Consider the following 23,636-nt stretch of genomic DNA (forward strand, 5'->3'; position numbering starts at 1 on the left):
GCGGCAATCAACGATTAAGGACATATGGGCATGAGCAAACATTATGATTACCTCGCCATCGGCGGCGGTAGCGGCGGTATCGCCTCGATTAACCGTGCGGCCATGTACGGCCAGAAGTGCGCGCTGATTGAAGCCAAAGCGCTGGGCGGCACCTGCGTCAACGTCGGCTGCGTGCCGAAAAAAGTGATGTGGCATGCGGCGCAGATCCGCGAAGCCATTCATCTTTACGGCCCGGACTACGGTTTCGATACCACCATCAACCATTTCGACTGGGAGAAGCTGGTCGCCAGCCGCAGCGCCTATATCGACCGCATTCATACCTCCTACGACAACGTGCTGGGTAAGAATAACGTCGACGTGATCAAAGGGTTTGCGCGCTTTGTCGATGCCCACACCGTGGAAGTGAACGGCGAGACCATTACCGCCGATCATATCCTGATCGCCACCGGCGGCCGTCCGAGCCACCCGAACATTCCGGGCGTGGAATACGGTATTGATTCCGACGGTTTCTTCGAACTGCCGGCGCTGCCGAAGCGCGTGGCGGTGGTCGGCGCGGGCTACATCGCCGTTGAACTGGCGGGGGTGATTAACGGCCTCGGCGCTGAGACCCACCTGTTCGTGCGTAAGCACGCGCCGCTGCGCAGCTTCGATCCGCTGATCGTCGAAACGCTGGTGGAAGTGATGAACGCCGAAGGTCCGCAGCTGCATACCAACGCCATCCCGAAAGCGGTGGTGAAGCATGCCGACGGTAGCCTGACCCTCGAGCTGGAAGATGGCCGCAGCCAGACCGTTGACTGCCTGATCTGGGCGATTGGCCGCGAACCGGCGACCGACAACTTCAATCTGGCGGCAACGGGCGTTAAAACCAACGATAAAGGGTACATCATCGTTGATAAATTCCAGAACACCAACGTGCCGGGCATCTACGCCGTGGGCGATAACACTGGCGCCGTCGAACTGACCCCGGTGGCCGTGGCCGCAGGCCGTCGCCTCTCCGAACGCTTGTTTAACAACAAGCCGGAAGAGCATCTGGACTACAACAATATTCCGACCGTGGTCTTCAGCCACCCGCCTATCGGCACCGTCGGCTTAACCGAGCCGCAGGCGCGCGAGCAGTATGGCGACGACGCGGTGAAGGTCTACAAATCCTCCTTCACCGCGATGTACACCGCCGTCACCTCGCACCGCCAGCCGTGCCGCATGAAGCTGGTGTGCGTTGGCCCGGAAGAGAAGATTGTCGGCATCCACGGCATCGGCTTCGGAATGGATGAGATGCTGCAGGGCTTTGCGGTGGCGTTGAAGATGGGCGCTACCAAAAAAGACTTCGACAATACCGTCGCTATTCACCCGACGGCGGCAGAAGAGTTCGTCACCATGCGCTAACACGCGAGCGCCGGATGATAAAAAGAAGCCCTGAGGGGCTTCTTTTTTTATGCTCAGGCCACGCCGTTATTGCCATGGCGCATAAACGCCGGGCGCTGATTGAGCGCCATATACCAGCGCTCCACGGCCGGCATTTCCGGATGCGCAAAGGGCGTCATCTTCCAGCGATGCACCGACAGCCCCAGCACGATATCGGCCAGGGTGAAGCGCTCGCCGGCTATCCACGCCCCGGTACGCTGCAACTGCGCCTCGACAATGCGCACACAGTGGGTCCAGGTGGCAATGCTCTCTTTAATCGCCGCCGGATCCTGAAAGCGAGGATCTTTACGCACCAGCCCCATAAAGGCATGGCGCCAGGCATTATTGAACTCGGTCGCCTGCCAGTCCATCCAGTGCTCCACCTCGGCGGCGGGCTGCGGCTCAGCGGGCAGCAGATCCCAGCGCTCCGCTTTCCGCGCCAGATAGCGGCAGATGCTGTTCGACTCCCAGAGCACAAAGTCATCGTCCAGCAGCACCGGCACCAGGCTGTTAGGATTCAGGCGCTGAAATTCAGGGGTGTCCAGGGGCTTAAACCCGCTGCCGTAATCCTCCTGCTGGTACGCCAGCCCGATCTCCTCGCAGGTCCACAGCACTTTCCGTACATTGATTGAAGAGCGTTTGCCCAGAATTGTTAGCATCGTCAGCGATTCCTCAGCCATAAAAGACAGTTCATTCACTCTACTCTATTGCCAGCCAGCAACAAGGCAGAGCGCTGGATAATGTGTATAGTTGATTCCAGCCTGTTTGCCGAAAAGGAACCCGACATGTTGACCCCTTTTACCGTTTTGATGCCCGCCAATATTCGTTTTGGTCGCGGTCAGGCCCAGAGCGCCGCCCCCTGGCTGGCGCAGCAGGGTGGTCCCATTCTGCTGGTGCATGGCGCCAGCCCGCAGCGGGCGGCGTTTCTCCGCCAGCAGCTGGAGGCGCTGCAGCTTGCAGTCACGACGCTGGCGATAAGTCGCGAACCCTGGCTTAGCGATATTGAGCAGGGCGTCCAGCTGGCGCGCGAAAAAGGGATCAGGGCGGTGGTCAGCCTCGGCGGCGGCGCGGTGATTGACGCCGGTAAGGCGATTGCGGCGCTGGTCCCCGCCACCGGCCCGGTGATCGACTATCTGGAGGTGGTGGGAACGGGCCGTCAGCTGGAAGCCAGTCCCCTGCCGTTCGTGGCGATCCCCACCACCGCCGGGACGGGCGCGGAGGTTACCAAAAATGCGGTGATCAACGTTCCGGAACAGCAGCGGAAGGTGAGCCTGCGCGACGACCGGATGCTGCCTGACCTGGCGATTGTCGACCCGGCGCTAACCGACAACGCGCCGCGGAGTATCACCCTGAGCTCCGGCCTTGACGCCCTGACCCAGGTGATAGAGCCGTGGCTCTGCAGCCGGGCTACCCCTTTCACCGACGCCCTCTGTCAACAGGCGATCCCGCGGGGTATCCGCGCGCTGAAGGTTCTGATGGAAAAAGAGTGCCCGGCCAGCCGCGACGAGATGGCCTGGGTCAGCCTGTGCGGCGGACTGGCGCTGGCCAACGCCGGGCTGGGGGTGATCCACGGCCTCGCCGGCCCGCTGGGCGGCCTGAGCCGCGCCTCGCATGGTGCCCTGTGCGGCAGCCTGCTGCCGTTTGGGCTGGCGCTGAACGAGTCGCAGATAAACGACCCCGCCCTGCGCCAGCGCTTCAACGACGTTCGCCGCTGGCTGGCCGACGGGCTGGAGGTTCCGGCGGATCGGGTCTGGGACAGTCTGCGGGAATGGAGCCTTCGCGCCGGTCTCGGCACCCTACGCGACCTCGGCGTGGCGCGCGACGCGCTGGAGCCGGCGGCGCTGGCCGCCAGCACCTCCTCATCGATGAAGGCCAATCCGGTCAGCCTGAGCAGCGAACAGCTGCTGGAGATGCTGGAGGCGGCGTGGGAGTGAGCGCCCCGGGATAAAATTTTGTTGCATAATGAATGCTCCGAATTTTATCTTCGCCCAAGCGCGGACTTATTAATGATTTATCAAGGCGTTACTTAAAAATCACGGCGTCCCCTGCAGGCGAAAAAGCGTGATCTAACGCACAGTTTGCTTCACACTCACCGAAGCGACTGTCTACGCTTAAAAGACAAGGCCGGGTACGCCCGGCCGCGAACTCACGCTATCCGGAGGTCCGTATCGCTATGTTCAGCCAGAAATTACGCCACGTTGAAGACGACGAGTTAAGGATCGACATCGATCCCTGCTACGAAGCCGATCCGTACGAATTAAAGCTGGATGAGATGATTGACGCTGAACCGGAGCCTGAGGTGATCGAGGGGCTTCCGGCGTCTGACGCCCTCACCCCGGCGGATCGCTATCTTGAGCTGTTTACCAACGTGCAGAAATCACGCATTTTTGCCGACAGCAAAACGTTTCCCGACTGCGCGCCGAAGCACGACCCGCTGGACATCCTGCGGAACTACCGGAAGGTCAAACGTCAGCCCGATTTCGATCTACGGCAGTTCGTTGAGGACAACTTCTGGCTGCCGGAGAGCCAGACCGACGTTTACACCTCCGACCCCAACCTGACGCTGAAAGAGCACATCGATAAGCTGTGGCCGGTGCTGACCCGCGAGCCTCAGGATCATATCCCCTGGTCGTCGCTGCTGGCGCTGCCGCAGGCCTATATCGTCCCCGGCGGCCGCTTTAGCGAAACCTATTACTGGGACTCTTATTTCACCATGCTGGGGCTGGCGGAGAGCGGCCGGGAAGATCTGCTGAAATGCATGGCCGATAACTTCGCCTGGCTGATTGAAACCTACGGTCATATTCCGAACGGCAACCGCACCTACTACCTCAGCCGCTCGCAGCCACCGGTGTTCGCCCTGATGGTCGAACTTTTTGAAGAGGACGGCGTGCGCGGCGCGAAGCGCTATCTGGATCATCTGAAGATGGAGCACGCCTTCTGGATGGACGGCGCCGAGTCGCTGATCCCGCATCAGGCGTATCGGCACGTGGTGCGCATGCCGGATGGCTCCCTGCTCAATCGCTACTGGGACGATCGGGACACGCCGCGGGATGAATCGTGGCGCGAGGACGTGGAGACCGCCCGCCACTCGGGACGGCCGGCTAATGAAGTCTACCGCGATCTGCGGGCGGGCGCCGCGTCCGGCTGGGACTACTCCAGCCGCTGGCTGCGGGATATCACGCGGCTGGCCAGTATCCGTACCACGCAGTTTATCCCCATCGACCTGAACGCCTTCCTGTTCAAGCTGGAGACGACCATCGCCAACCTCTCCGGGCTGAAGGGCGATCGCGAGACGGAAGCAGCCTTCCGCCAGAAGGCTCAGGATCGGCGGGCGGCGGTTAACCGCTACCTGTGGGACGATGAGAACGGCTGTTTTCGCGATTATGACTGGCGCCGCGAACAGCTGGCGCTGTTTTCCGCCGCCAGCATTGTCACCCTTTACGTCGGCCTGGCGACCCACGAACAGGCGGAACGCCTTGCCGATGCGGTGCGGGCCCGCCTGCTCACCCCCGGAGGGATCATGGCCACCGAATACGAAAGCGGCGAGCAGTGGGATAAACCCAACGGCTGGGCGCCGCTGCAGTGGATGGCGGTGCAGGGATTTAAACGCTACGGTCAGGATCCGTTGGGAGATGAGATCGCCTGGAGCTGGCTGCAGACGGTCAACCACTTCTACAAGCAGCACCACAAGCTGATTGAGAAATACCACATCGCCACCGGCGTGCCGCATGAGGGCGGCGGCGGGGAGTATCCCCTGCAGGATGGCTTCGGCTGGACCAACGGCGTGGTGCGCCGGCTGATTGGCCTGTACGGTGAGCCAACCTAGTCGGGCTGTTCCCGGCGGCCTTCTCCTGCTATGTTCAGGGGATTCGCCCTGCCCGGAATGACGCTTATGCCTGAACTTCTGACGCCGCGCCTGCGCTGCTCACCGCTGCAGCTGGACGACTGGTCGTTTTTTCTTTCCCTGCAGCAGGATCCGCAGGTCATGCTCTATGTGGCCGACCCCCGGCCGCAGGCGGCCATCCGCGAGGCGTTCGATTCGCGGCTGCCGCCGTGGACGCCCGGGGATGCACACTGGCTGTGCCTGGTGGTGCGCGACAGGCTGACCCATACCCCGCTCGGCCTCACCGGTTACCTACATCATCAGCGCGACATAGCCGAGGTCGGCTTTCTCTTCGCCCCGACGGCGCAGGGCCGGGGCTACGGCTACGAATCGCTGCGCGCGCTGTGCGACTACGCCTTCACCACCGGCGGCGTCCGCCGCCTGACCGCCACCGTCACCGCCGGCAACGAGGCGTCTAAGCAGTTACTGCTCAAAGCCGGGTTCCGGCTGGAGGGGGAGCTGCGGGAGAACTACTGGCTCAACGGACGCTGGCACAACGACTGGCTGTTCGGTCGGCTGCGCGCGGAGGGCGATGCGCCCTAGCGCGCCGCCGCTCACGGTCTGACGACAGCGGGGTTCAGAGGAACATCCCTCCCGAGACTTCCACACGCTGCGCGTTCATCCACGCCAGCTCATCGCTGAGCAGGGCGGCGATGGCGTCGCCGATATCATCCGGTAGCCCGACGCGCCCCAGCGCGGTCTGGGCGGCGATATGCCGATTCACCTCGGCGTTATCACGCACCTCCCCGCCGCCAAAATCGGTCTCAATGGCCCCCGGCGCGATGATGTTCACCGATATCCCCCGTCCGCCCAGCTCTTTCGCCTGATAGCGGGTCAGGACCTCCATCGCCCCCTTCATCGCGGCGTAGGCCGCATAGCCCGGCAGGGCAAAGCGCGCCAGGCCGCTGGAGACATTAAGGATCCGCCCCCCGTCCTGCAGGAGGGGCAGCAGCCGCTGGGTCAGAAAAAACGGCCCTTTGAACTGGATGTTCATCAGCTCGTCAAACTGCGCTTCACTGGTCTCGGCGAAGGGGACGTTGAGGCCGATCCCAGCGTTGTTCAGTAAATAATCAAAGGTAGTGCGTCCCCACTTCTGCGCCAGCACCTGCGCCACCTCGCTGGCAAAGGCGTCGAATGTTGAGGAATCGCCGACGTTCAGCGCCAATGCTGCCGCCTTACCCCCTTTTTGCTCAATCTCCGCCACCACATCGAGAGCCGCCTGGCGGTTGCTGTGATAGGTCAGAAGAATGTCGGTTCCCTTTGCCGCCAGCTTCAACGCGGCGTTTTTACCCAGGCCACGGCTGCCGCCGGTCACTAAAGCGATACGTTGTGTCATCAGAAGACCCCTTTCAGGTTGCGTTGTGATTGTGTTCTAGCTTATTAACTGCCAGTAAAACAATAAATACGCTACATTACGTTTTACTGTTTCATTCACAACAACAATAGGCCATGAGCATGGATAAAATTCATGCAATGCAGTTATTCATTCGCGTAGCGGATCTGGAGAGCTTCTCCCGCGCCGCCGAGACCCTGGCGCTGCCGAAAGGCAGCGTCTCGCGGCAGATTCAGGCCCTGGAAAGCCATCTTGGCGTGCGGCTCCTGCACCGTACCACCCGTCGGGTTCAACTCACCCAGGATGGGATGGTCTACTACGAGCGGGCAAAGGATCTGCTGAGCAACCTCGACGAACTGGACGGGATGTTCCAGCACGATCCGGCGAGCATCAGCGGCCGGCTGCGGGTGGATATGCCGGTCGGTTTTGCCAAAAAGCTGGTTATCCCGCATCTGCCGACTTTTTTGCAGCAGTATCCGGGCATCGAACTGGAGCTGAGCAGCAGCGACCGGCTGGTGGACGTGATCCGCGAGGGGTTTGACTGCGTGGTGCGCGTCGGCGCGCTCAAAGACTCCGGGCTTATCGCCCGCCCGCTGGGCAAGCTGACGCAAATTAACTGCGCCAGTCCGGACTACCTGGCCCGTTTTGGCTACCCGCAATCCCTGGAGGATCTGGCGGATCATGCCCTGATCCACTACGCCAGCACTCTCGGGGTCCGTCCTTCCGGCTTCGAGGTGGTGATCGACGGCGCCATGCGCTGGGTAAAAAGCGGCGGCATATTGACGGTCAACAGCACGGAAACCTATCAGGCGGCCTGTATCGCCGGGCTGGGAATTATTCAGGTGCCGCGCACCGGCGTGCGCGAGGCGTTACGCGCCGGCGAACTGATCGAGATCCTGCCCCAGTACCGCGCTGAGCCGCTGCCGGTCTCGCTTATCTACCCGCACCGGCGCAATCTCTCCCGCCGCGTGCATCTGTTTATGGAGTGGCTGGGCGGGCTGATGAAAGATTACGTCGATTGATCCGCGCGGAGGGTGAACGGGGGGCGGGCAGATGCGTTCCTGCAGGATACGGCATTTAAGGTATACTTTTTGCTGAATCTCGCGGTAAAAAAGGAAGAAATTACGTATGACGCCGGAAAACGACGATCGACGCCCACCACAGGAACCGGACACGCAGCCGGAGAAAAGCAAAAGCCCCCTCGACGCCCTCAATGACACGGCCGTCGGCCAAAAAGCCAGCCAGGCGCTGAAGACCGTCACCGGAACGGCGGCTAAAGTGCAGCGCAACCCGGTGATCGCCCACCTGCTACGCGCCGCAGAGCGCTTCAACGACCGGCTGGGCAATCAGTTCGGCGCGGCCATCACCTATTTCTCGTTCCTGTCGATGATCCCGATCCTGATGGTCTCATTTGCCGCCGCCGGCTTCGTGCTGGCCTGGCATCCGACCCTGCTGCAGGACATTTTCGACAAAATTCTGCAAAACGTCAGCGACCCGACGCTGGCGGCGACGCTGAAAAACACCATCAACACCGCGGTGCAGCAGCGCACCGCCGTCGGTGTGGTCGGCCTGCTGGTGGCGCTCTATTCCGGTATTAACTGGATGGGCAACCTGCGCGAAGCGATCCGCGCTCAGTCACGCGACGTCTGGGAGCGCCGGCCGCAGGACGAGGAGAAAATCTGGATAAAATACTTCCGCGATCTTATCTCGCTGATCGGTCTGCTGGTGGCGCTGATTATTACGCTGTCGATCACCTCTGTCGCCGGTTCCGCCCAGCAGTTGATTATCTCCGCGCTGTATCTGGACAATATTGAATGGCTGAAACCCGCCTGGCGGCTGATCGGTCTCGCCATCTCTATTTTTGCCAACTATCTGCTCTTTTTCTGGATCTTCTGGCGGCTGCCGCGCCATCGTCCGCGGCGCAAGGCCCTGTTTCGCGGCACGCTTATCGCGGCGATTGGCTTTGAAATCATCAAAATCGTCATGACCTGGACGCTGCCGGCGCTGGTGAAATCCCCCTCCGGGGCGGCGTTCGGATCGGTGCTCGGGCTGATGGCCTTTTTCTATTTCTTTGCCCGCCTGACGCTGTTCTGCGCCGCGTGGATCGCCACCGCGGAGTATAAAGACGACCGACGGATGCCGGGCAAAACCCACCGCTGACGTATTGCGAGGATGAATAAAAGAGGCAAAATTCATCCTCGCGCTTGATTTCAGCAGATAAATCCAGCGCGTAACTTTTATTTAACGAAAAACTGGTTTTATTCTCTATCCTTTTAATTGTGTGAAGCATTTCATAGAACTATTTTTTCTGGCGTAAAAATTATCCGCTTTTTGCCGCTTTTTTGCTCATTCTCTTCGTTTGTTACAGATTGAAATGTCCCTGTGGCTGTGGCTATATGGCTTTTCGTTCGCGCAAAAATAAGAAAGATCTATGCAAGCCACAGCCACCACACTCGAAAACACGCAGGAAACCGCCCCGGTCAACTCACGCAATAAAGTCGTTGTCGCCTCGCTCATTGGCACCGCCATTGAGTTTTTCGACTTCTACATTTATGCCACTGCCGCGGTCATCGTCTTCCCGCATATCTTCTTCCCGCAGGGCGATGCCGCCGCGGCCACCCTGCAATCGCTGGCCACCTTCGCCATCGCCTTCGTCGCCCGGCCAATCGGCTCCGCGCTGTTTGGCCACTTCGGCGATCGCGTCGGCCGCAAGGTTACCCTGGTGGCTTCGCTGTTAACCATGGGGATCTCCACCGTGGTGATCGGCCTGCTGCCCGGCTATGAAAGCATTGGCATTGTCGCGCCGATGCTGCTGGCGCTGGCGCGCTTCGGTCAGGGACTTGGCCTCGGAGGGGAATGGGGCGGCGCGGCGCTGCTGGCTACGGAAAACGCCCCGGCGCGCAAGCGCGCCCTGTACGGCTCCTTCCCGCAGCTGGGCGCGCCGATCGGCTTCTTCTTCGCCAACGGCACCTTCCTGCTGCTCTCCTGGCTGTTAACCGATCAGCAGTTTATGGAGTGGGGCTGGCGTGTGCCGTTTATCTTCTCCGCGGTGCTGGTGATCATCGGTCTTTATGTTCGCGTTTCGCTGCATGAGACCCCGGTCTTCGCCAAAGTGGCGGCGGCAAAAAAACAGGTCAAAATCCCGCTGGGTACCCTGTTGACCAAACACGTTCGCGTGACGGTGCTGGGCACCTTCATCATGCTGGCAACCTATACCCTGTTCTACATCATGACCGTCTACTCGATGACCTTCAGCACCGGCGCGGCGCCGAATGGCCTGGGCCTGCCGCGTAACGAAGTGCTGTGGATGCTGATGATGGCAGTGATTGGCTTTGGCGTGATGGTGCCGATCGCCGGCCTGCTGGCGGATGCCTTTGGTCGTCGTAAGAGCATGATTATCATCACCACGATGATTATTTTGTTCGCCCTGTTCGCCTTTAAACCGCTGCTGGGCTCCGGCAATCCGCTGCTGGTCTTCGCCTTCCTGCTGCTGGGCTTAAGCCTGATGGGACTGACCTTTGGCCCGATGGGCGCGCTGCTGCCGGAGCTGTTCCCGACGGAAGTGCGTTACACCGGGGCATCGTTCTCCTATAACGTGTCGTCGATCCTCGGCGCCTCGGTGGCGCCGTACATTGCCGCCTGGCTGCAGGGCAACTATGGCCTCGCGGCGGTCGGCACCTATCTGGCGGCGATGGCGGCGCTGACGCTGATCGCCCTGCTGCTGACCCACGAGACCCGCCACCAGTCGTTATGATCCTTCGCCCTGACGCCGCTGGCGTCAGGGCGCTCTCCTACTTTTTCATCTGCGACAAAATGGTCCGGCACTGGTTGCTATCGCCCTCCGCCGGAGAAACCAGCGCCAGCAGCGCGGCAGCCGGGGTCACCAGGGTGGCCAGCGCCGCCGCTACCGCGCCGCGGACAATCAGCGGCCCGGCCTTCACCCCCGCCTGCGGCGATTTAAAGGTGCCGCGAACATACAGCGGGGAACGCAGGGTGATCACCCGGAAGCCTTTGCTTTCCGGATCGATGGTCAGGTCCAGCTGCTCGGAGGCGAAGCTGGCGGTCCCGGTTACATTGATCAGCGCGTTTTCCGTATCGAAGGCAAAAATCTGCGGCCGGGCGACGCCGTTGGTCACGTCGATATTGGCCGCCGCGCAGTTCACCCGAACCTCCTCATCGCCAAAAATCTGGCCGATCAGGTAGTTGCCAACGTTAAGGCCGAGAATTTCCATCAGGTTGCGACTGATCAGGCCGTCGTTCATCAGCAGCTTCAGGTTGCCGTTGCTGTTGCCGAGCAGGGCCGCCACCGAGTTGCCGCTGCCGCGCAGCTGAACGTCGCCATTCATCTCGCCGAGGGTTTTCTGCATCATCTCGACGTTCGGCATCAGCGCCTTCAGCTTCAGGCGCCGCGCCTGCAGATTGGCCTCACCCTGCAGCGGCTTTTTATCGCCCTGCAGGTGCACGCTACCGGCAATCGACCCGTTGGCCAGGCCAAAACGCACCGGCTGCAGGCGCAGGTCGCCATCCTCCAGGATCACGTGGGTCGCCAGATCGCTGATCGGCAGCGTGCCGCCGTGCTCGATTCTCCGGCCCTTAAAGCGCACATCGGCATCCATCACCTGCCATTTATCGGTTTCAAAGCGGTCCGCCGGCAACACTTTACCCGCCGGCTGCGGTCGGTCGCCCGCCTGGCGCGCAGCGCCTTTCTTCGTCCCTTTGCCGGAGTCGACGCCGATTAACGGCCCGAGATCCGCCAGCCGCAGCTGCTTCGACTCCATGTCGCCGCTGAGCTTCGGTCGCGGTTTGCCAGTGGTATAGGTCAGGGAGCCATGAATGTCGCTATCGCCGATCCGGCCGTTAAAATCCTGATAGTCAAAGCGCATGCGGTTTTTCTGCTTAAAGTCGGCGCGCAGGTGGCCGTCGGTGGAGAACGACGGCGTCTCCGGCAGCAGCACGCCGGTCAGGTCGTAGAGGTCGCGCAGCGAATCGCCGGCGAATTTCAGCCGCAGGTCAATGCCACCGACGTTGAGCGGGTCGCTGACCGTGCCGCTAAACGCCACCCGCGTATTGCCGGAGCGGAAGTCGCCCTGCAGCGGGAAAGGCGTGCTTGCGCTGCGCAGGGCCAGCATGCCGCCGATTTTACCGTTGCCGGTGACCGGCTGGCCCTTGTAGCGGCCCTTCAGCGAAAGACCAAAGACATAGTCGCCTGGTTTCGCCGCGCTCTGCCGATCCTGCGTGCCGGTGACTTCGCTGAACGGCAGCGGTTTGCCGAGAGGATCGATGAGGATGGTGATATCGCTGCGGGTAACCTTGTCATCGATGGCGATAGTCCCGCGGTCGAAAAGAATATTATCAAGGCGGAAAGACCAGCTGGAGGGGGCGCTGTCCCCCGCGGCACGCCGATCGCCAGCCAGCTGAAAGGTCCAGTTATTGTTGTCTTCCGCCAGGCGGATCAGCCGCACGTCGGGCCGTTCCAGCTTGATCCACGGCAGATACACCGTTTTGCTCAGCAGCGCCAGCGGGGCGAGGGTCGCCTCCACCCGCGGCAGGTGGATCATGGTCACCTGGGGAATGGCCGGCGGATTGCCCAGCACGATATCCTCCGCGTGCACATGGGGCCACGGGATCCAGCTGCGCCAGCCGCGCTCCTCCGGCTGACGCTCCCAGACCACGCCGAGATCGCCGCGGATGGCGAACGGGCGGTTCAGCTCGGCAGACACTTTCTGATTGATCGTCGGCTTCAGCCGGTTCCAGTCAAAGGTGGCCAGCACGATAAAGAAGAGAACGATCAGCAACAGTATCGTTCCTGTGATGATTACCAACGTTTTACGGGTTCTGCTCATCCCTACTCCGCTCCTTTTGCATCACGTCAGTCCTGAATATAGTCAAAAAGCGGCGTTTCTCCTGGAAATGCGCTTTTCGTCACATTACGCGCGTCAGGTCAAAAAAATAATGGAACGATGTTTTAATATGATTGACCAGCAAAACAGCGCAGCGCACACTAGCGCTTATATCGATTCCATTGCAGGTTCTGGCTATGTCTAAAAAAATTGCCGTCATTGGCGAATGCATGATTGAGCTGTCAGAGAAGAACGGGGCCGTTAACCGCGGCTTTGGCGGCGATACCTTAAACACTTCGGTCTATATCGCGCGGCAGACAGATGCCAGCGCGCTGAGCGTCCACTACGTCACCGCGCTGGGAACCGATGCGTTCAGCCAGCAGATGCTCGACAGCTGGCAGCAGGAAAACGTCAACATCGATCTTATCCAGCGGATGGCCGACCGCCTGCCGGGGCTGTATTACATTGAAACCGATGACGCCGGCGAGCGCACCTTCTACTACTGGCGCAACGAGGCGGCGGCAAAATTCTGGCTGGAGAGCGATCGCGCAGCGGCGATTTGCGAAGAGCTGGCCACTTTCGACTATCTCTATCTGAGCGGTATCAGCCTCGCCATTCTCAGCCCGGTCAGTCGTGCAACGTTGTTCACGCTGCTGCGTGAGTGCCGCGCCAACGGCGGCAAGGTGATCTTCGACAACAACTATCGCCCGCGCCTGTGGGCCAGCCAGGCGGAGACGCAGCAGGTTTATCAGGAGATGCTCGCCTGCACCGATATCGCGTTTCTGACCCTCGACGATGAAGACGCGCTGTGGGGGGAAAAACCGGTCGCCGAGGTGATCGCCCGCACCCACGCCGCCGGCGTGGAAGAGGTGGTGGTGAAGCGCGGAGCGGATGCCTGCCTGGTCTCGGTTAGCGGGCAACCGCTGCGGGAAGTGCCGGCCGTCAAGCTGGCCAAAGAGAAGGTGGTGGATACCACCGCCGCCGGCGACTCCTTCAGCGCCGGCTATCTGGCCGTTCGCCTGACCGGCGGCGATGCTGAATCCGCCGCCAGACGCGGACATCTGACCGCCAGCACGGTGATCCAGTATCGCGGGGCGATCATCCCGCGGGAAGCGATGCCGCAATAATCCTCACCTGTAAGCGCTCTCCGGCCGCCGCTGGCGCGCCGGAGAGGCGTCAGGTTACTGCCCCGACGGGATGTCGCTGGCCTCGCTGTGGGCGTCAACCGTATCGGCGCTGCCGCTGGTCGCTGCGGCCGCCGGACTCGCCGGACTCGGCGCCATCAGTTTTTCCCACGTGGCCTGCAGCTCCTTCATGTTGTATTCCGGTTCGCCTTTCGGCTGCTGTAACACCAGCGCCATATCCTGAGAGAGTTGCTGACGCAGGTACTGGTTCAGCATGTCCACCGTCAGGGAGTTGAGGAACTCCTGACGCAGCTTCTGGTACTGCTCCGGCGCGATATCCACCACCTGATTTTGCAGGGAGCGCATGCGCTGGCTCATCAGAATGTCGGTATCGGTGCGCGCATAGGTGGCAAACAGCTTCTGCAGCTCGAGGCTTTTCTGGGCGATAAGCGCGTCAAACTCCTCCTGCGGCAGGCCGTTGTCGCGCACTTTCGCCAATTCGCGCGAAACCACGCTCAGGTTGTTATTCAGGCGCTCGCCCGGCGATTCGATGTTGATGGCGCACTGCGCGCGCTGATAGAGCACCCGGCAGTCGAAACCAAGCCCAATATCCTTGACGTTATTTTTGCTCAGGCTCTGCTGCACGTGCCAGAACAGCGCTTCGCGGGCGAGGTCGTCGCGCCAGTAGCGCTGCAGCGCTGCGGAGTCGCGGATCGGCTGCCAGGGGGCGTCCCACATGATGGACAGTTTGTCCTGGCGCACGGCGCTGGTCATGATGCTGACCGGCACGGTGGGCAGCGGCGATAAGGTCGGCACCGCCGCCGGCGTTTCCCGCTTACCCTTCAGATCGCCAAAGGTCTTGCTGATTTGCTCAGCGACGCTGCGGCTGTCGACGTTACCCACCACGATCAGCGTCATGGCGTCGGGGGTGTACCATTTTTGATAAAAGTCTTTCAGCTGCGCCACGTCGATCGGCTGCTTCAGCGGCGCGGCGGGATCGTGGCCCAGCATGGTGGAGCCCTTCAGGCGATAGCGCCACCAGCCCTCTTTGGTATCCAGCGGCCAGGTCGCCACCATGTCGCTGCCCTGCAGCGCGTGATTGATCGATTCAGGCGTAATGGTCAGTTTACCGCTGGCGTCCGCCAGCCAGCTCAGCGCCTCTTTCAGCAGATCGTTGCGGTTATTCGGCAGGCTGAGATTAAACATCGTGTAATCGTAGGAGACGATGGCCGGCGGCAGAGGACGCTTCGGGTCAATACTCTGCTGCCACAGCGAGCGCGCCTGCATCGTCGGCAGGCTGCCGCTTTGCGTCAACGCCAGACGGGGAATAAAACGGCTGAAACCGCTCTGCTGAGTGCTTTCGCTCAGCGAGCCAATATTCACGGACAGACGGACTTCGATACGGTCGCTGGGACGCTGCGGCGTGGCCAGCACCTGCCACGACAACCCATTCGCTAAGGTCCCTTGTTGCCAGGCCGGATCAGGCTGGAGCGCTTCTGCCTGCACATAACCGGCCGCCGCTACCATCAGCAAACCGCCCGTTAAGAGTTTAATTGTTGTGCCCTGCATGTGAACCCCTGATGAACATTCCTGGTTACAACAGCATCCCACTGACGGGCTGCCGAAAAAAGTGAGAGTGAAATACGTCGGTTAGACCACACGGAGACGAAAATGTCGCATGACAACGTAAAATAATCATTTCGTGTCATTCCCGCAGGGCGGAAATGACCTCTAATTATGCGCAGGAGCCCGTACTCCAGCAAGGGAGTACGGGCCTAAGAGGAGGATTTAAGAGGATAATTCGTGCGTTTTGTTCGCGGGAACACGGTTATTCAGCACATCATCCATCTGTTTGGCATCGAGTTCTTTCACCCATTTTGCCACCACCACCGTGGCGACGCCGTTACCGACCAGGTTAGTCAAAGCGCGGGCTTCGGACATAAAGCGGTCGATACCGAGGATCAGCGCCAGGCCAGCGACCGGTAAATGCCCAACCGCCGAGATGGTCGCCGCCAGCACGATGAAGCCGCTCCCGGTCACTCCCGCCGCCCCTTTCGAGGAGAGCAGCAGCACCACCAGCAGGGTGATTTGATGGAAAATATCCATATGGCTGTTGGTCGCCTGGGCGATAAACACCGCCGCCATCGTCAGATAGATAGAGGTGCCGTCGAGGTTAAACGAATAGCCGGTCGGGATCACCAGGCCCACCACCGACTTACGACAGCCGAGCTTCTCCATCTTGTCGAGCATGCGCGGCAGCGCCGATTCGGATGAGGAGGTCCCCAGCACGATCAGCAGCTCTTCACGGATATAGCGGATAAATTTAAAGATGCTGAAGCCGGTGGCCCGGGCGATGCTCCCCAGCACCAGCACCACGAACAGGATACAGGTGATATAGAAGCAGATGATCAGCTGCCCCAGCTGCACCAGGGTGCCGACGCCATATTTACCGATGGTGAAGGCCATGGCCCCGAAGGCGCCGATCGGCGCCAGGCGCATGATCATATTGATGATGCCGAAGATGACCTGCGAGAAACTTTCAATGACGTTGAAAATCAGCTGGCCCTTGCTGCCCAGACGATGCAGGGCAAAGCCAAACAGAACGGCGAACAGCAGAACCTGCAGGATGTTGCCGCTGGCGAAGGCGCCAATGACGCTGCCCGGGATCACATCCAGTAAAAAGGCCACCACCCCCTGGTCTTTCGCCTGCTCAGCGTACACCGCCACCGCTTTCGCATCGAGCGTCGACGGGTCGACGTTCATCCCGGCCCCCGGCTGCACCACGTTGACGATAATCAGACCGATAATCAGCGCGATGGTGCTGACCACTTCGAAATAGAGTAGCGCTACCGCCCCGGTACGGCCAACGGCTTTCATGCTCTCCATCCCGGCGATCCCCGTCACGACGGTACAGAAGATAACCGGAGCAATCACCATTTTAATCAGCTTAACGAAGGCGTCGCCGAAGGGTTTCATTTGCGCGCCCAGTTCCGGGTAAAAATGGCCCAGCAGAATACCGATCGCTATGGCCGTCAGAACCTGGACATAGAGGCTTTTAAAGATAGAGGTTTTCATAGGGTGTCCTTTGGGAATAACCACAGAGCAAGAAGGGATATTTGACGTCTGTGGCTTAAAAATAACACCCTGGAAACATTTCAGAAATAACTAACGCCGAAAGTGCAACGCAATTGTTAAAATCTTTGAGCTGACTCGCACAAGTCAACAAAACATTTACAAATTTGCATCCTCCCGGACCGGGGAGAGATAGCGCGCGCTGAACGCCTCCTGCGGTAAAGCGCAACCGAACAGATGGCCCTGGAGCACCTCGACGCCGGCGGCTTGCAACCAGCGGTACTGGGCCTCGTTCTCCACCCCTTCCGCCACGATACGTAGCGACAGGCCGCGCGCGAGCTGGATCATCGCCGGCACCATGCTGACATCCTCCGGCAGCATATCGATGAATACCTTATCGATTTTCAGGATATCCACCGGCAGGGCCTTCATCTGCTGCAGCTGGTGCAACCCGGCGTAACCCATGCCAAAATCATCCAGCGCAATACGTACCCCGGCCTCGCGCAGAGGCCGCAACCGCGCCATCACGTCCTGCGGATCGTCCATCCGGCAGCTCTCCGTCACCTCGAGGATTAAGGTACCCGGCGCGATGCGGTAGCGGGCGATCAGCTTCAGCATCTCCTCGCCGCGATCGTGCTCCAGCAGCTGAAGCAGCGAAACATTGACCGACAGCGGCAGCATAATCCCCTGGCTTTGCCAGGCCGCCAGCTGGCGGCAGGCCTCTTCCATCACCCAGTAGCCGACCGGGATAATCAGCCCGCAGGACTCAATGCGCTCAATCAGCGCCGGCGGTAGCGACCAGCTGCCATCCGCCTGCCGCTGACGCAGCAGCACCTCGGCGCCGCAGATCTCGCCGCTGGCGCAGGCCACCTGCGGCTGCAGCCAGATAGCGAACTGCTGGTTGTCGAGGGCGGTCATTATATCGTGCTCTTCCATCAAGCGACGCTGAGCCTTTTCCATCTGCTCGGGATCGAAGAACTCAATCTGGTTTTTACCTTTGCGTCTTGCGGTGACGGCGGCTGACACCGCGCGCCGGTAAAACTGTTCGGCGCTGAGGCCGGGGTGGAACATAGCGATCCCGACGCTGGCGTAGGGTCGCAGCTGCAGACCATGCAGCGGCAAACGTTCATTAATAATAGTGAGCACTTGCTTACTTAACGTCACCGCCTGCCAGGATTCGGCGAGGCCATCGGCGAGAATGGCGAAGTCATAGCCGCTCACCTGAGCCAGCACCATCTGCGGCGGGATCGCGGCGCGCAGCTTCTCCACCAGCGTCAGGAGCAGCATTTCGCGCTGGCTCTCCTTGAGCACGCCGGCGGCGTCCTGCAGGGTTTCACAGGCGACGACGATCAGCGCGGCGCTCTGCGGGCGGGCCACCGTCTGCTCCAGCATCGCCAGCAAAAAGGCTTTATTCGGCAGCTCGGAGACCGGGAAGCGGGTCGACTGGATGGACAGCTCATCATGCTGGCGCACCAGGCTCTGCTGGTTGCGGTTATAGCTGCGCACCAGCATGCCGATCTCGTCGTCATGGTGCAGGCGCGGGAGGGTCAGCTGATGCCCAAGACGCTCCTGCTGGGAGAGATCGTTCAGCTCGCGGGCGATACGCCGCAGAGGGCGAACCATCAGCCGGTTGATGCACCAGGTGAGCGCCACCGTCAACATCAGCACCAGAAGTAAGTAAGCAGTCACTAACGTGGCAAGGGCGCTCATGACGAATTTATACATGCGATAGGAATCGGCCTGCAGCACCAGATAGGCCAGCGGCTGCGGGTTGGCCGGCCGCTCCAGCGAATAAATGGGCAGCGAAATCTGCACCGGCAGCTCAAACAGCCGGGTGATGGTCACCGGCACCGACCGCTCGGGGATAAACCGCATCCGTAACGCCTGGAACTGGTTGGGCAAGACCACATCCGCCCGGCTGACGATGCCAGCAGGCTGGATACGGCTTAAAATAGCTTCCGCTTCCGGAATATCGGCTTTCAGAATAGCCGCCGACAGCGGTTCGCGAACGGATCGCGCGATACTTTCTAACTGCGTGGCCGTGGTAAAGCGACTCTGTTGCACAAAGTGAAACAGCAAAATAGTGCAAAAAACCAATACAAAGGCCATGGACACGCTCGCGACCATCGCCATCTGTTTGATTGTAAGTGAACGGCTGACGCGCAACGGTGTTCTCCACTGATACTGAATGCATACCCGGTATCAATCCTTCAATCCCGGTCGTTTCAGGCTGATTATATACTCAAATCCTTCGCCCACGCCCGCGAGGGATGAAGTGACGGGATATTTCCGCGCGGTGACGCAGACGCCGGAGAGACCTCCCCGGCGGCCGACGGTGGGCAACGCCTCACGAGTATACGCGAAGCGCGCCGTGGAGTGGCGCTCTGTGACGTAATTCAGCCTATTCTGCTACCAGTCGGCGTAAGGCACCAGCGGCTGGGGCGGCATATCCAGATCCCCCTGCCAGCCTGCCGCCGAGTAGCGGACGTAAAGCAGCGCATGGCTTGGGGTATAATCCTTCGCCTGCTGAATATCGACCGCGGCGCCAACGAACCAGTTGCTGGTCACCCGCCGCTCCACCAGCGCTCTGGCGGTGTAACCGAATCCCTGGCTGCTGCTGCCCTGCTCCGTCAGTTCGCTGGCGCGCTGCCGGTAGTCGGACGGGATCAGGTTCAGCAGCGGATAGCGGGCCTGCGTTTGGGTACGCGAATGGGACCATGACACCGACCCGCCGAGTTCCCAGGACCAGTTCTCCGTGCGCTGACGCCAGGTCACCGGCACGGCGAAAGAGAGGTACTCCTGCGGGCTGTAATAGCCGCCCTGGCCGAGGGTGTAGCCGCTGAGATCTTTGTCGTAGTGCCAGATCATATTGTTGAGGCCGACGGTGACGCGACGATTATTCTCGTTAATCACCTTGTAGTAGTAGCCGGTCATCCAGCGCACGCGCCAGTTATCCGCCACGTTTTTACCGGTCAGCGAGTCGGCCCCCAGCGAGGACCAGATCCCGTGCGCTTCGCCCCGGTCATAGCTGAGGCTCACACCGCCGCCGTCGGCGCGAACACCGCCCCAGGTGGTGCCGGTATGGCTGTTGCTGTCTTTCTGCCCGCCGAAGGAGAGCAGCGAGCTGGAGATGGGCCGCCGGTGGACGTTGACCGTGTACCCCACTGGCCCGACGTCGCTGCTGTAGCTCAGGCCGCCGACCACATCGACGACATTGAAGCCCATCGGCGTGGTGCCGATATCCCCGCTCCAGGTGTCGTTCTGCCAGCCGACCGCCACGCTGGCCCCGCTGTCGGTCTGATTTTTACTACCGCTGGTGCAGGCGATCTCCCCGCAGGTGCCCCAGCTGGGCGAGTAGCTCCCGTCGCTGTGGGTGGAAAAGCTGCCGGCATCCATATTGACCAGGTCGGTGCGGAAGAACATCCGGCCATCCGCTAGCGGGGCATCCACCTGCAGCATGGTGGTATGCGCCTTCAGATCGGAATAGCCGCCGGTGCCGCTGGATCCCCAGAAGTCATGTTCCAGGGTGACGTTCAGATCCTGCTGGCGATAAAGGTCGGCGGCATCGCTGCGGATCCCGCGCTTCAGCCAGTCATCCCGGCTGTCGTTGCGCGTCAGCCGGGTAAAGGTATCGTTATCCTGCGGCTGCGCGGGGGTGATGCCGGAGGCCACCATCGCCTCCCGGTAGTGAGTCAGCGCCTGCTGCGGCTCCCCGTTCCGGGTGGCAAAGCGCGCGGCATCGCGCAGCACCAGCGCGCTCTCCATCGAGGGCGGCTGCGCCTTCGCCTGCGGCACAATCTGGTTAAAAATCCGTTGGGCGTCAGCGGTATCGCCAAGGCCAGCTCGCGCCAGGGCGACCCGCCGCTGCATATTCATGGATTCGGCCTCTGCGCCTTTCAGCTGCATGACCTGCGCCCGGGCGGCCGGTTTATCCCCCTCGGCCAGGTAGACTTCCGCAAGGCCGAGGCGCGCATCGCCGTTGTCGGCTTCCTGACGCAGCACCCGCTGATAGTCGGCAATCGCCGTCTGGTTGTCGCCGCGCTGCTGCGCCCAGTCGGCCAGCGTCAGGTCATAGCGTACCGAGGCCGGCTGCTGTTTGATGAGGGCGATCGCCTGCGCTTCCTCGCCGCTGTCGCGCAATTGGTTCGCCTGGCGCAGCACCCGGTCGCTTTGCAGACGCGCCTCCAGTTCACGGATGTTATCCGTCCACGCGTTGCGCGGCAGGGTGGCGATTTGCGCCAGCGCCAGATCGTCCTGGTCGTTCCCCGACAGGTACAGCCCCGAGGCGTATATCCGTTCAGCATCCTGCGGCTGGCGGTTGACCATCGCCCGCATCAGCGCATCGGCTTGCTGGCGTTCGCCGGCGCTGACCAGATCCCGCGCCAGACGATAGGTGATCCACACGCTGTCCGGATCGAGCGCCAGGCGCCGACGCTGGACTTCCGCCGCCTGCGCCCAGTTGCCCTGGCTCTCCAGGGCCTGCGCCTGTTTCTCCAGCCGGTCGTTGGTCAGGCTGCGCTCGATATCATCAATACTGCGCCGCTGGGCAGCAGGAAGGCCGGCGATCCAGGCGCTGGCTTTCTCGGGCGATTCGGCGCGATAGAGGTTGGCCAGGCCGCGCACCGCCAGGTTATTGCCGCGATCCAGGCGCAACGCCTGCTGATAATAGCGCTCCGCCGCCGCCGACTCTTTGCGCGCCGCCGCGACGTCGCCCAGCCCCAGCACGGCATAGCTGTCGGTCCGATCGACCCGCTGCGCCTGGGCATAATAATTCTGCGCCTGCGCAAGCTTACCGGCCTTCAGGGCGTTATCCCCCTGCTTGATCAGCAGCCAGTAGCGGTTGGTTTGCAGCAGGCTGTCCCATTTGCCGCGATTCGGGCTGTCGGGATCCATGGCAATCGCTTTATTGAGCTGGGCCACCGCCCGCGCGCGGTCGCCGCGCTGGGAATAGGCCTGGCCGAGGGCGCCCACCGCATCGCTGTCGCGGCTGTCGGCCTGAACGGCTTTCTGCAGATCCGCCACCGCCTGCGAGGTATTTCCGGATTTGATCGCCGCCAGCCCTTCCGAGCGGGCGCGGAACGTCGGATCCTGCAGCTGCGCCTGCTGTTGGTCGAGCAGGACGCGGGCGTTCGCCGCCACCGAGCCGGTAGGAAACTGCAGCAGGAATTGCTGCAACGCCTGCACGCTGGCCTTGCTCACCGGCATGCTTTTCACCTCGCTGTACCACATATCGGCGGCGATACCGCGTCCTGAGGCCGAGCGGGCCATTTCCGCCAGATAGGCGAACCCTTCCTGCGGTTTGTTATCGGCAAACATCTGCTTCGCCAGCGCCGTGAGCAGGCTGACGTTGCCCGGCGCGCTGGCGTTCAGTTTTTTCAGCTGGCTGACGCCTTCGCTATGACGGGCCGGCAGGCGCGCCACCAGCGTCCAGTATTCAATCGCGGCATCAACATCATCCGGCACGCCGCCGAACAGCTTTTCGTAGGCGGCGATGGCTTCATCGACCTTCCCGGCCACGCCCAGCAGTCGCGCCTGCTGCAGCGCCTGACGACCCTCGCCGGTGTTGCTTTTCATCTCATTGCGCGACGCCTTCAGCTCCGGGGAGTCCGGCGCCAGCTTCGTCAGTCGCTCCAGCTCTTTTTGCGCCCCGGCGGCATCCCCCTGGCGCAGCAGATAGCGCATCCGCGCGGCAATCAGGTCCGGGTTGTTGGGGTCAATCAGCTCCAGACGGTACAGCGACTGGCGCACCAGGTCTTCACGATTGCTGGCCTCGCCGAGGCGCACCTGCTCCAGCAGATGTTCCTGGGCGGGCGTCGTCGTCGCCTGCGCTAACGGCAGCAGCGCAACGCCGAGGGACAGCGTGAGTAAACTTAGTGAGAGCTTGCGCATTCCTGGTTCCAGTCAGGTTGTAATTCGCCACCCGCAGTGAAACGAAAACGGTGTTGATCCCAACCCTGGCCAAACAGCGTCAGGACCGCGCTGTAGTAGGCATCCGCGCCGGGATAGTTATCGGCGACGCGCTGCCGTTGCACCGACCGGGCCTCGTCGTTCTGTAAAAACGGCAGCATCACCGCGGAAAAGCCCACCGGCCCCTGGCCGCTGGTTTTGCCGGTGGCGATATTCACTTTCTCCGGCGGTACCCCCTGCTCCGCGGTCTGCGCCGCCATCGGCGCAAAGCGGGCCAGCAGACGCGCTTTCTGCTTATCGCCGTCATGAAGCATGCCCACCCACAGGTAGACGCGAATCGCGTCATAGCTGCCGATCGGCGGCTTCTCCGTTTTCAGCTGCCAGCCTTTCCCTTTCTCATAGCGCACCCAGTCCGGGGTAAAGCCTTTCGGTGCGGTCTCCAGCAGCAGACGCAGGTTAGTATCGCGCAGGGCAGGCCACGGCGCGCCAAAACGCACAAAATAGGTGGCCAGCTGCGGTGGAAGATAGCTGGGGTTAAACCGCCAGCCGCTGTCATCGGCAAAACCGACTTTTCCCGGCAGCAGCATCGTGCCAAGGCCCGGCACCGCCACCGTCTCTTCATCGACAATCCGCGCCAGCAGCGCTTTCCCGGTCTCGGTGTACTGCGGCTGCTGCCACAGGCGCCCCGCCTCCAGCAGCGCCCAGGCTATCCACAGATCTGAGTCGGATGCCGAATTGCTGTCCAGCAGCGTCCACTGCTCGTCGTCCTTTTTCCCCCACAGCCAGCCCGGCAGATGCTGCCGCAGGTCGCCCTCCGCCAGGTTGTTCTGTGTCCAGGTCAGCAGCTTGTCGAACTCCGCGCGATCGTTGGCCGCCAGGGCAAAGAACAGGCCATAGCTCTGTCCTTCGGAAGTGGAAATTTTGCGCGCATCGCTGGGGTCGATCACCCGCCCCTCGGGGCTGACGTAGGCTTGCTTAAACTGCTCCCAGGCGGGCCACTGGCAGGCGGCGCTCGCCTGGCCCGCCGCCAGCACCAGCGCGGAGAGCACCGCGCCGCAAAGTACTTTCATCATGGT

General features: G+C 61.4%; 16 protein-coding genes. 8 read left to right on the top strand and 8 right to left on the bottom strand.

Features of this window, described 5'->3' with window-relative positions:
- The first annotated feature begins 30 nt into the window (after nucleotides 1–30).
- Nucleotides 31–1,383, top strand: coding sequence for a glutathione-disulfide reductase (gene gorA / locus ACQUTI_RS19690; protein ID WP_122542129.1), 1,353 nt, complete (start codon nucleotides 31–33; stop codon nucleotides 1,381–1,383).
- Nucleotides 1,384–1,436: 53 nt separating this feature from the next.
- On the opposite strand, the gene ACQUTI_RS19695 is transcribed toward gorA, so the two are convergent.
- On the bottom strand, nucleotides 1,437–2,060 hold the full coding sequence (locus ACQUTI_RS19695; RefSeq protein WP_023319290.1) for a glutathione S-transferase family protein: 624 nt from the start codon (nucleotides 2,058–2,060) through the stop codon (nucleotides 1,437–1,439).
- Nucleotides 2,061–2,186: 126 nt separating this feature from the next.
- Between ACQUTI_RS19695 and ACQUTI_RS19700 the strand changes: the two genes are divergently transcribed.
- From ACQUTI_RS19700 to ACQUTI_RS19710, 3 genes are all read left to right on the top strand, one after another.
- The gene (locus tag ACQUTI_RS19700; protein ID WP_114506304.1) at nucleotides 2,187–3,335 is read left to right on the top strand and encodes an iron-containing alcohol dehydrogenase; all 1,149 of its coding nucleotides are present in this window, start codon (nucleotides 2,187–2,189) and stop codon (nucleotides 3,333–3,335) included.
- Between the two features lie 239 nt (nucleotides 3,336–3,574).
- Nucleotides 3,575–5,227 (top strand): alpha,alpha-trehalase, encoded by a 1,653-nt coding sequence (locus tag ACQUTI_RS19705; protein WP_017899998.1) that lies wholly within the window; start codon nucleotides 3,575–3,577, stop codon nucleotides 5,225–5,227.
- A 66-nt stretch (nucleotides 5,228–5,293) separates the two neighbouring features.
- The gene (locus ACQUTI_RS19710) at nucleotides 5,294–5,827 is read left to right on the top strand and encodes a GNAT family N-acetyltransferase (RefSeq protein WP_049093087.1); all 534 of its coding nucleotides are present in this window, start codon (nucleotides 5,294–5,296) and stop codon (nucleotides 5,825–5,827) included.
- Nucleotides 5,828–5,861: 34 nt separating this feature from the next.
- Here the strand turns inward: ACQUTI_RS19710 and ACQUTI_RS19715 are convergent, their stop codons facing one another.
- Nucleotides 5,862–6,620: an SDR family NAD(P)-dependent oxidoreductase gene (locus ACQUTI_RS19715; RefSeq protein WP_049093088.1), complete on the bottom strand. Its 759-nt coding sequence runs from the start codon at nucleotides 6,618–6,620 to the stop codon at nucleotides 5,862–5,864.
- 119 nt (nucleotides 6,621–6,739) lie between these two features.
- Here ACQUTI_RS19715 and ACQUTI_RS19720 point away from each other — a divergent pair, with 119 nt between their 5' ends.
- The 3 genes from ACQUTI_RS19720 (at nucleotide 6,740) to ACQUTI_RS19730 (ending at nucleotide 10,371) form a co-directional block, all read left to right on the top strand.
- Complete coding sequence (locus ACQUTI_RS19720; protein WP_428923346.1) at nucleotides 6,740–7,639, top strand: LysR family transcriptional regulator; 900 nt, start codon at nucleotides 6,740–6,742, stop codon at nucleotides 7,637–7,639.
- A 106-nt stretch (nucleotides 7,640–7,745) separates the two neighbouring features.
- Complete coding sequence (gene yhjD / locus ACQUTI_RS19725; protein ID WP_004204960.1) at nucleotides 7,746–8,777, top strand: inner membrane protein YhjD; 1,032 nt, start codon at nucleotides 7,746–7,748, stop codon at nucleotides 8,775–8,777.
- A 271-nt stretch (nucleotides 8,778–9,048) separates the two neighbouring features.
- Complete coding sequence (locus ACQUTI_RS19730; RefSeq protein WP_017900001.1) at nucleotides 9,049–10,371, top strand: MFS transporter; 1,323 nt, start codon at nucleotides 9,049–9,051, stop codon at nucleotides 10,369–10,371.
- A 37-nt stretch (nucleotides 10,372–10,408) separates the two neighbouring features.
- On the opposite strand, the gene ACQUTI_RS19735 is transcribed toward ACQUTI_RS19730, so the two are convergent.
- Entirely contained in the window at nucleotides 10,409–12,460 is a 2,052-nt protein-coding gene (locus ACQUTI_RS19735; protein ID WP_065878846.1) for an AsmA family protein, read from the bottom strand.
- Nucleotides 12,461–12,654: 194 nt separating this feature from the next.
- On the opposite strand from ACQUTI_RS19735, the gene ACQUTI_RS19740 reads away from it, so the two are divergent.
- A complete protein-coding gene (locus tag ACQUTI_RS19740) occupies nucleotides 12,655–13,584 on the top strand; it encodes a sugar kinase (RefSeq protein ID WP_004204963.1) in 930 nt (309 codons plus the stop codon).
- Between the two features lie 54 nt (nucleotides 13,585–13,638).
- On the opposite strand, the gene ACQUTI_RS19745 is transcribed toward ACQUTI_RS19740, so the two are convergent.
- The 5 genes from ACQUTI_RS19745 to bcsZ all read right to left on the bottom strand — a co-directional run bounded on the left by ACQUTI_RS19745 (nucleotide 13,639) and on the right by bcsZ (nucleotide 23,633).
- Nucleotides 13,639–15,150, bottom strand: coding sequence for a M16 family metallopeptidase (locus ACQUTI_RS19745; protein ID WP_004204964.1), 1,512 nt, complete (start codon nucleotides 15,148–15,150; stop codon nucleotides 13,639–13,641).
- Nucleotides 15,151–15,369: 219 nt separating this feature from the next.
- On the bottom strand, nucleotides 15,370–16,656 hold the full coding sequence (locus ACQUTI_RS19750) for a dicarboxylate/amino acid:cation symporter (RefSeq protein ID WP_004204966.1): 1,287 nt from the start codon (nucleotides 16,654–16,656) through the stop codon (nucleotides 15,370–15,372).
- A 156-nt stretch (nucleotides 16,657–16,812) separates the two neighbouring features.
- Nucleotides 16,813–18,819 carry a biofilm formation regulator HmsP gene (gene hmsP, locus ACQUTI_RS19755; protein ID WP_017900004.1) on the bottom strand — a complete coding sequence of 669 codons (2,007 nt, stop codon included), beginning with the start codon at nucleotides 18,817–18,819 and terminating at the stop codon, nucleotides 16,813–16,815.
- Nucleotides 18,820–19,062: 243 nt separating this feature from the next.
- Nucleotides 19,063–22,542, bottom strand: coding sequence for a cellulose synthase complex outer membrane protein BcsC (gene bcsC, locus ACQUTI_RS19760; RefSeq protein ID WP_254465591.1), 3,480 nt, complete (start codon nucleotides 22,540–22,542; stop codon nucleotides 19,063–19,065).
- Complete coding sequence (bcsZ, locus tag ACQUTI_RS19765; RefSeq protein WP_138100122.1) at nucleotides 22,524–23,633, bottom strand: cellulose synthase complex periplasmic endoglucanase BcsZ; 1,110 nt, start codon at nucleotides 23,631–23,633, stop codon at nucleotides 22,524–22,526. The genes bcsC and bcsZ overlap by 19 nt, the downstream gene beginning before the upstream one ends.
- Between the last annotated feature and the right edge of the window lie 3 nt (nucleotides 23,634–23,636).

Source organism: Klebsiella sp. 7-CIP_Kleb., assembly GCF_050378655.1.
Classification (GTDB): Bacteria; Pseudomonadota; Gammaproteobacteria; order Enterobacterales; family Enterobacteriaceae; genus Klebsiella; species Klebsiella quasipneumoniae.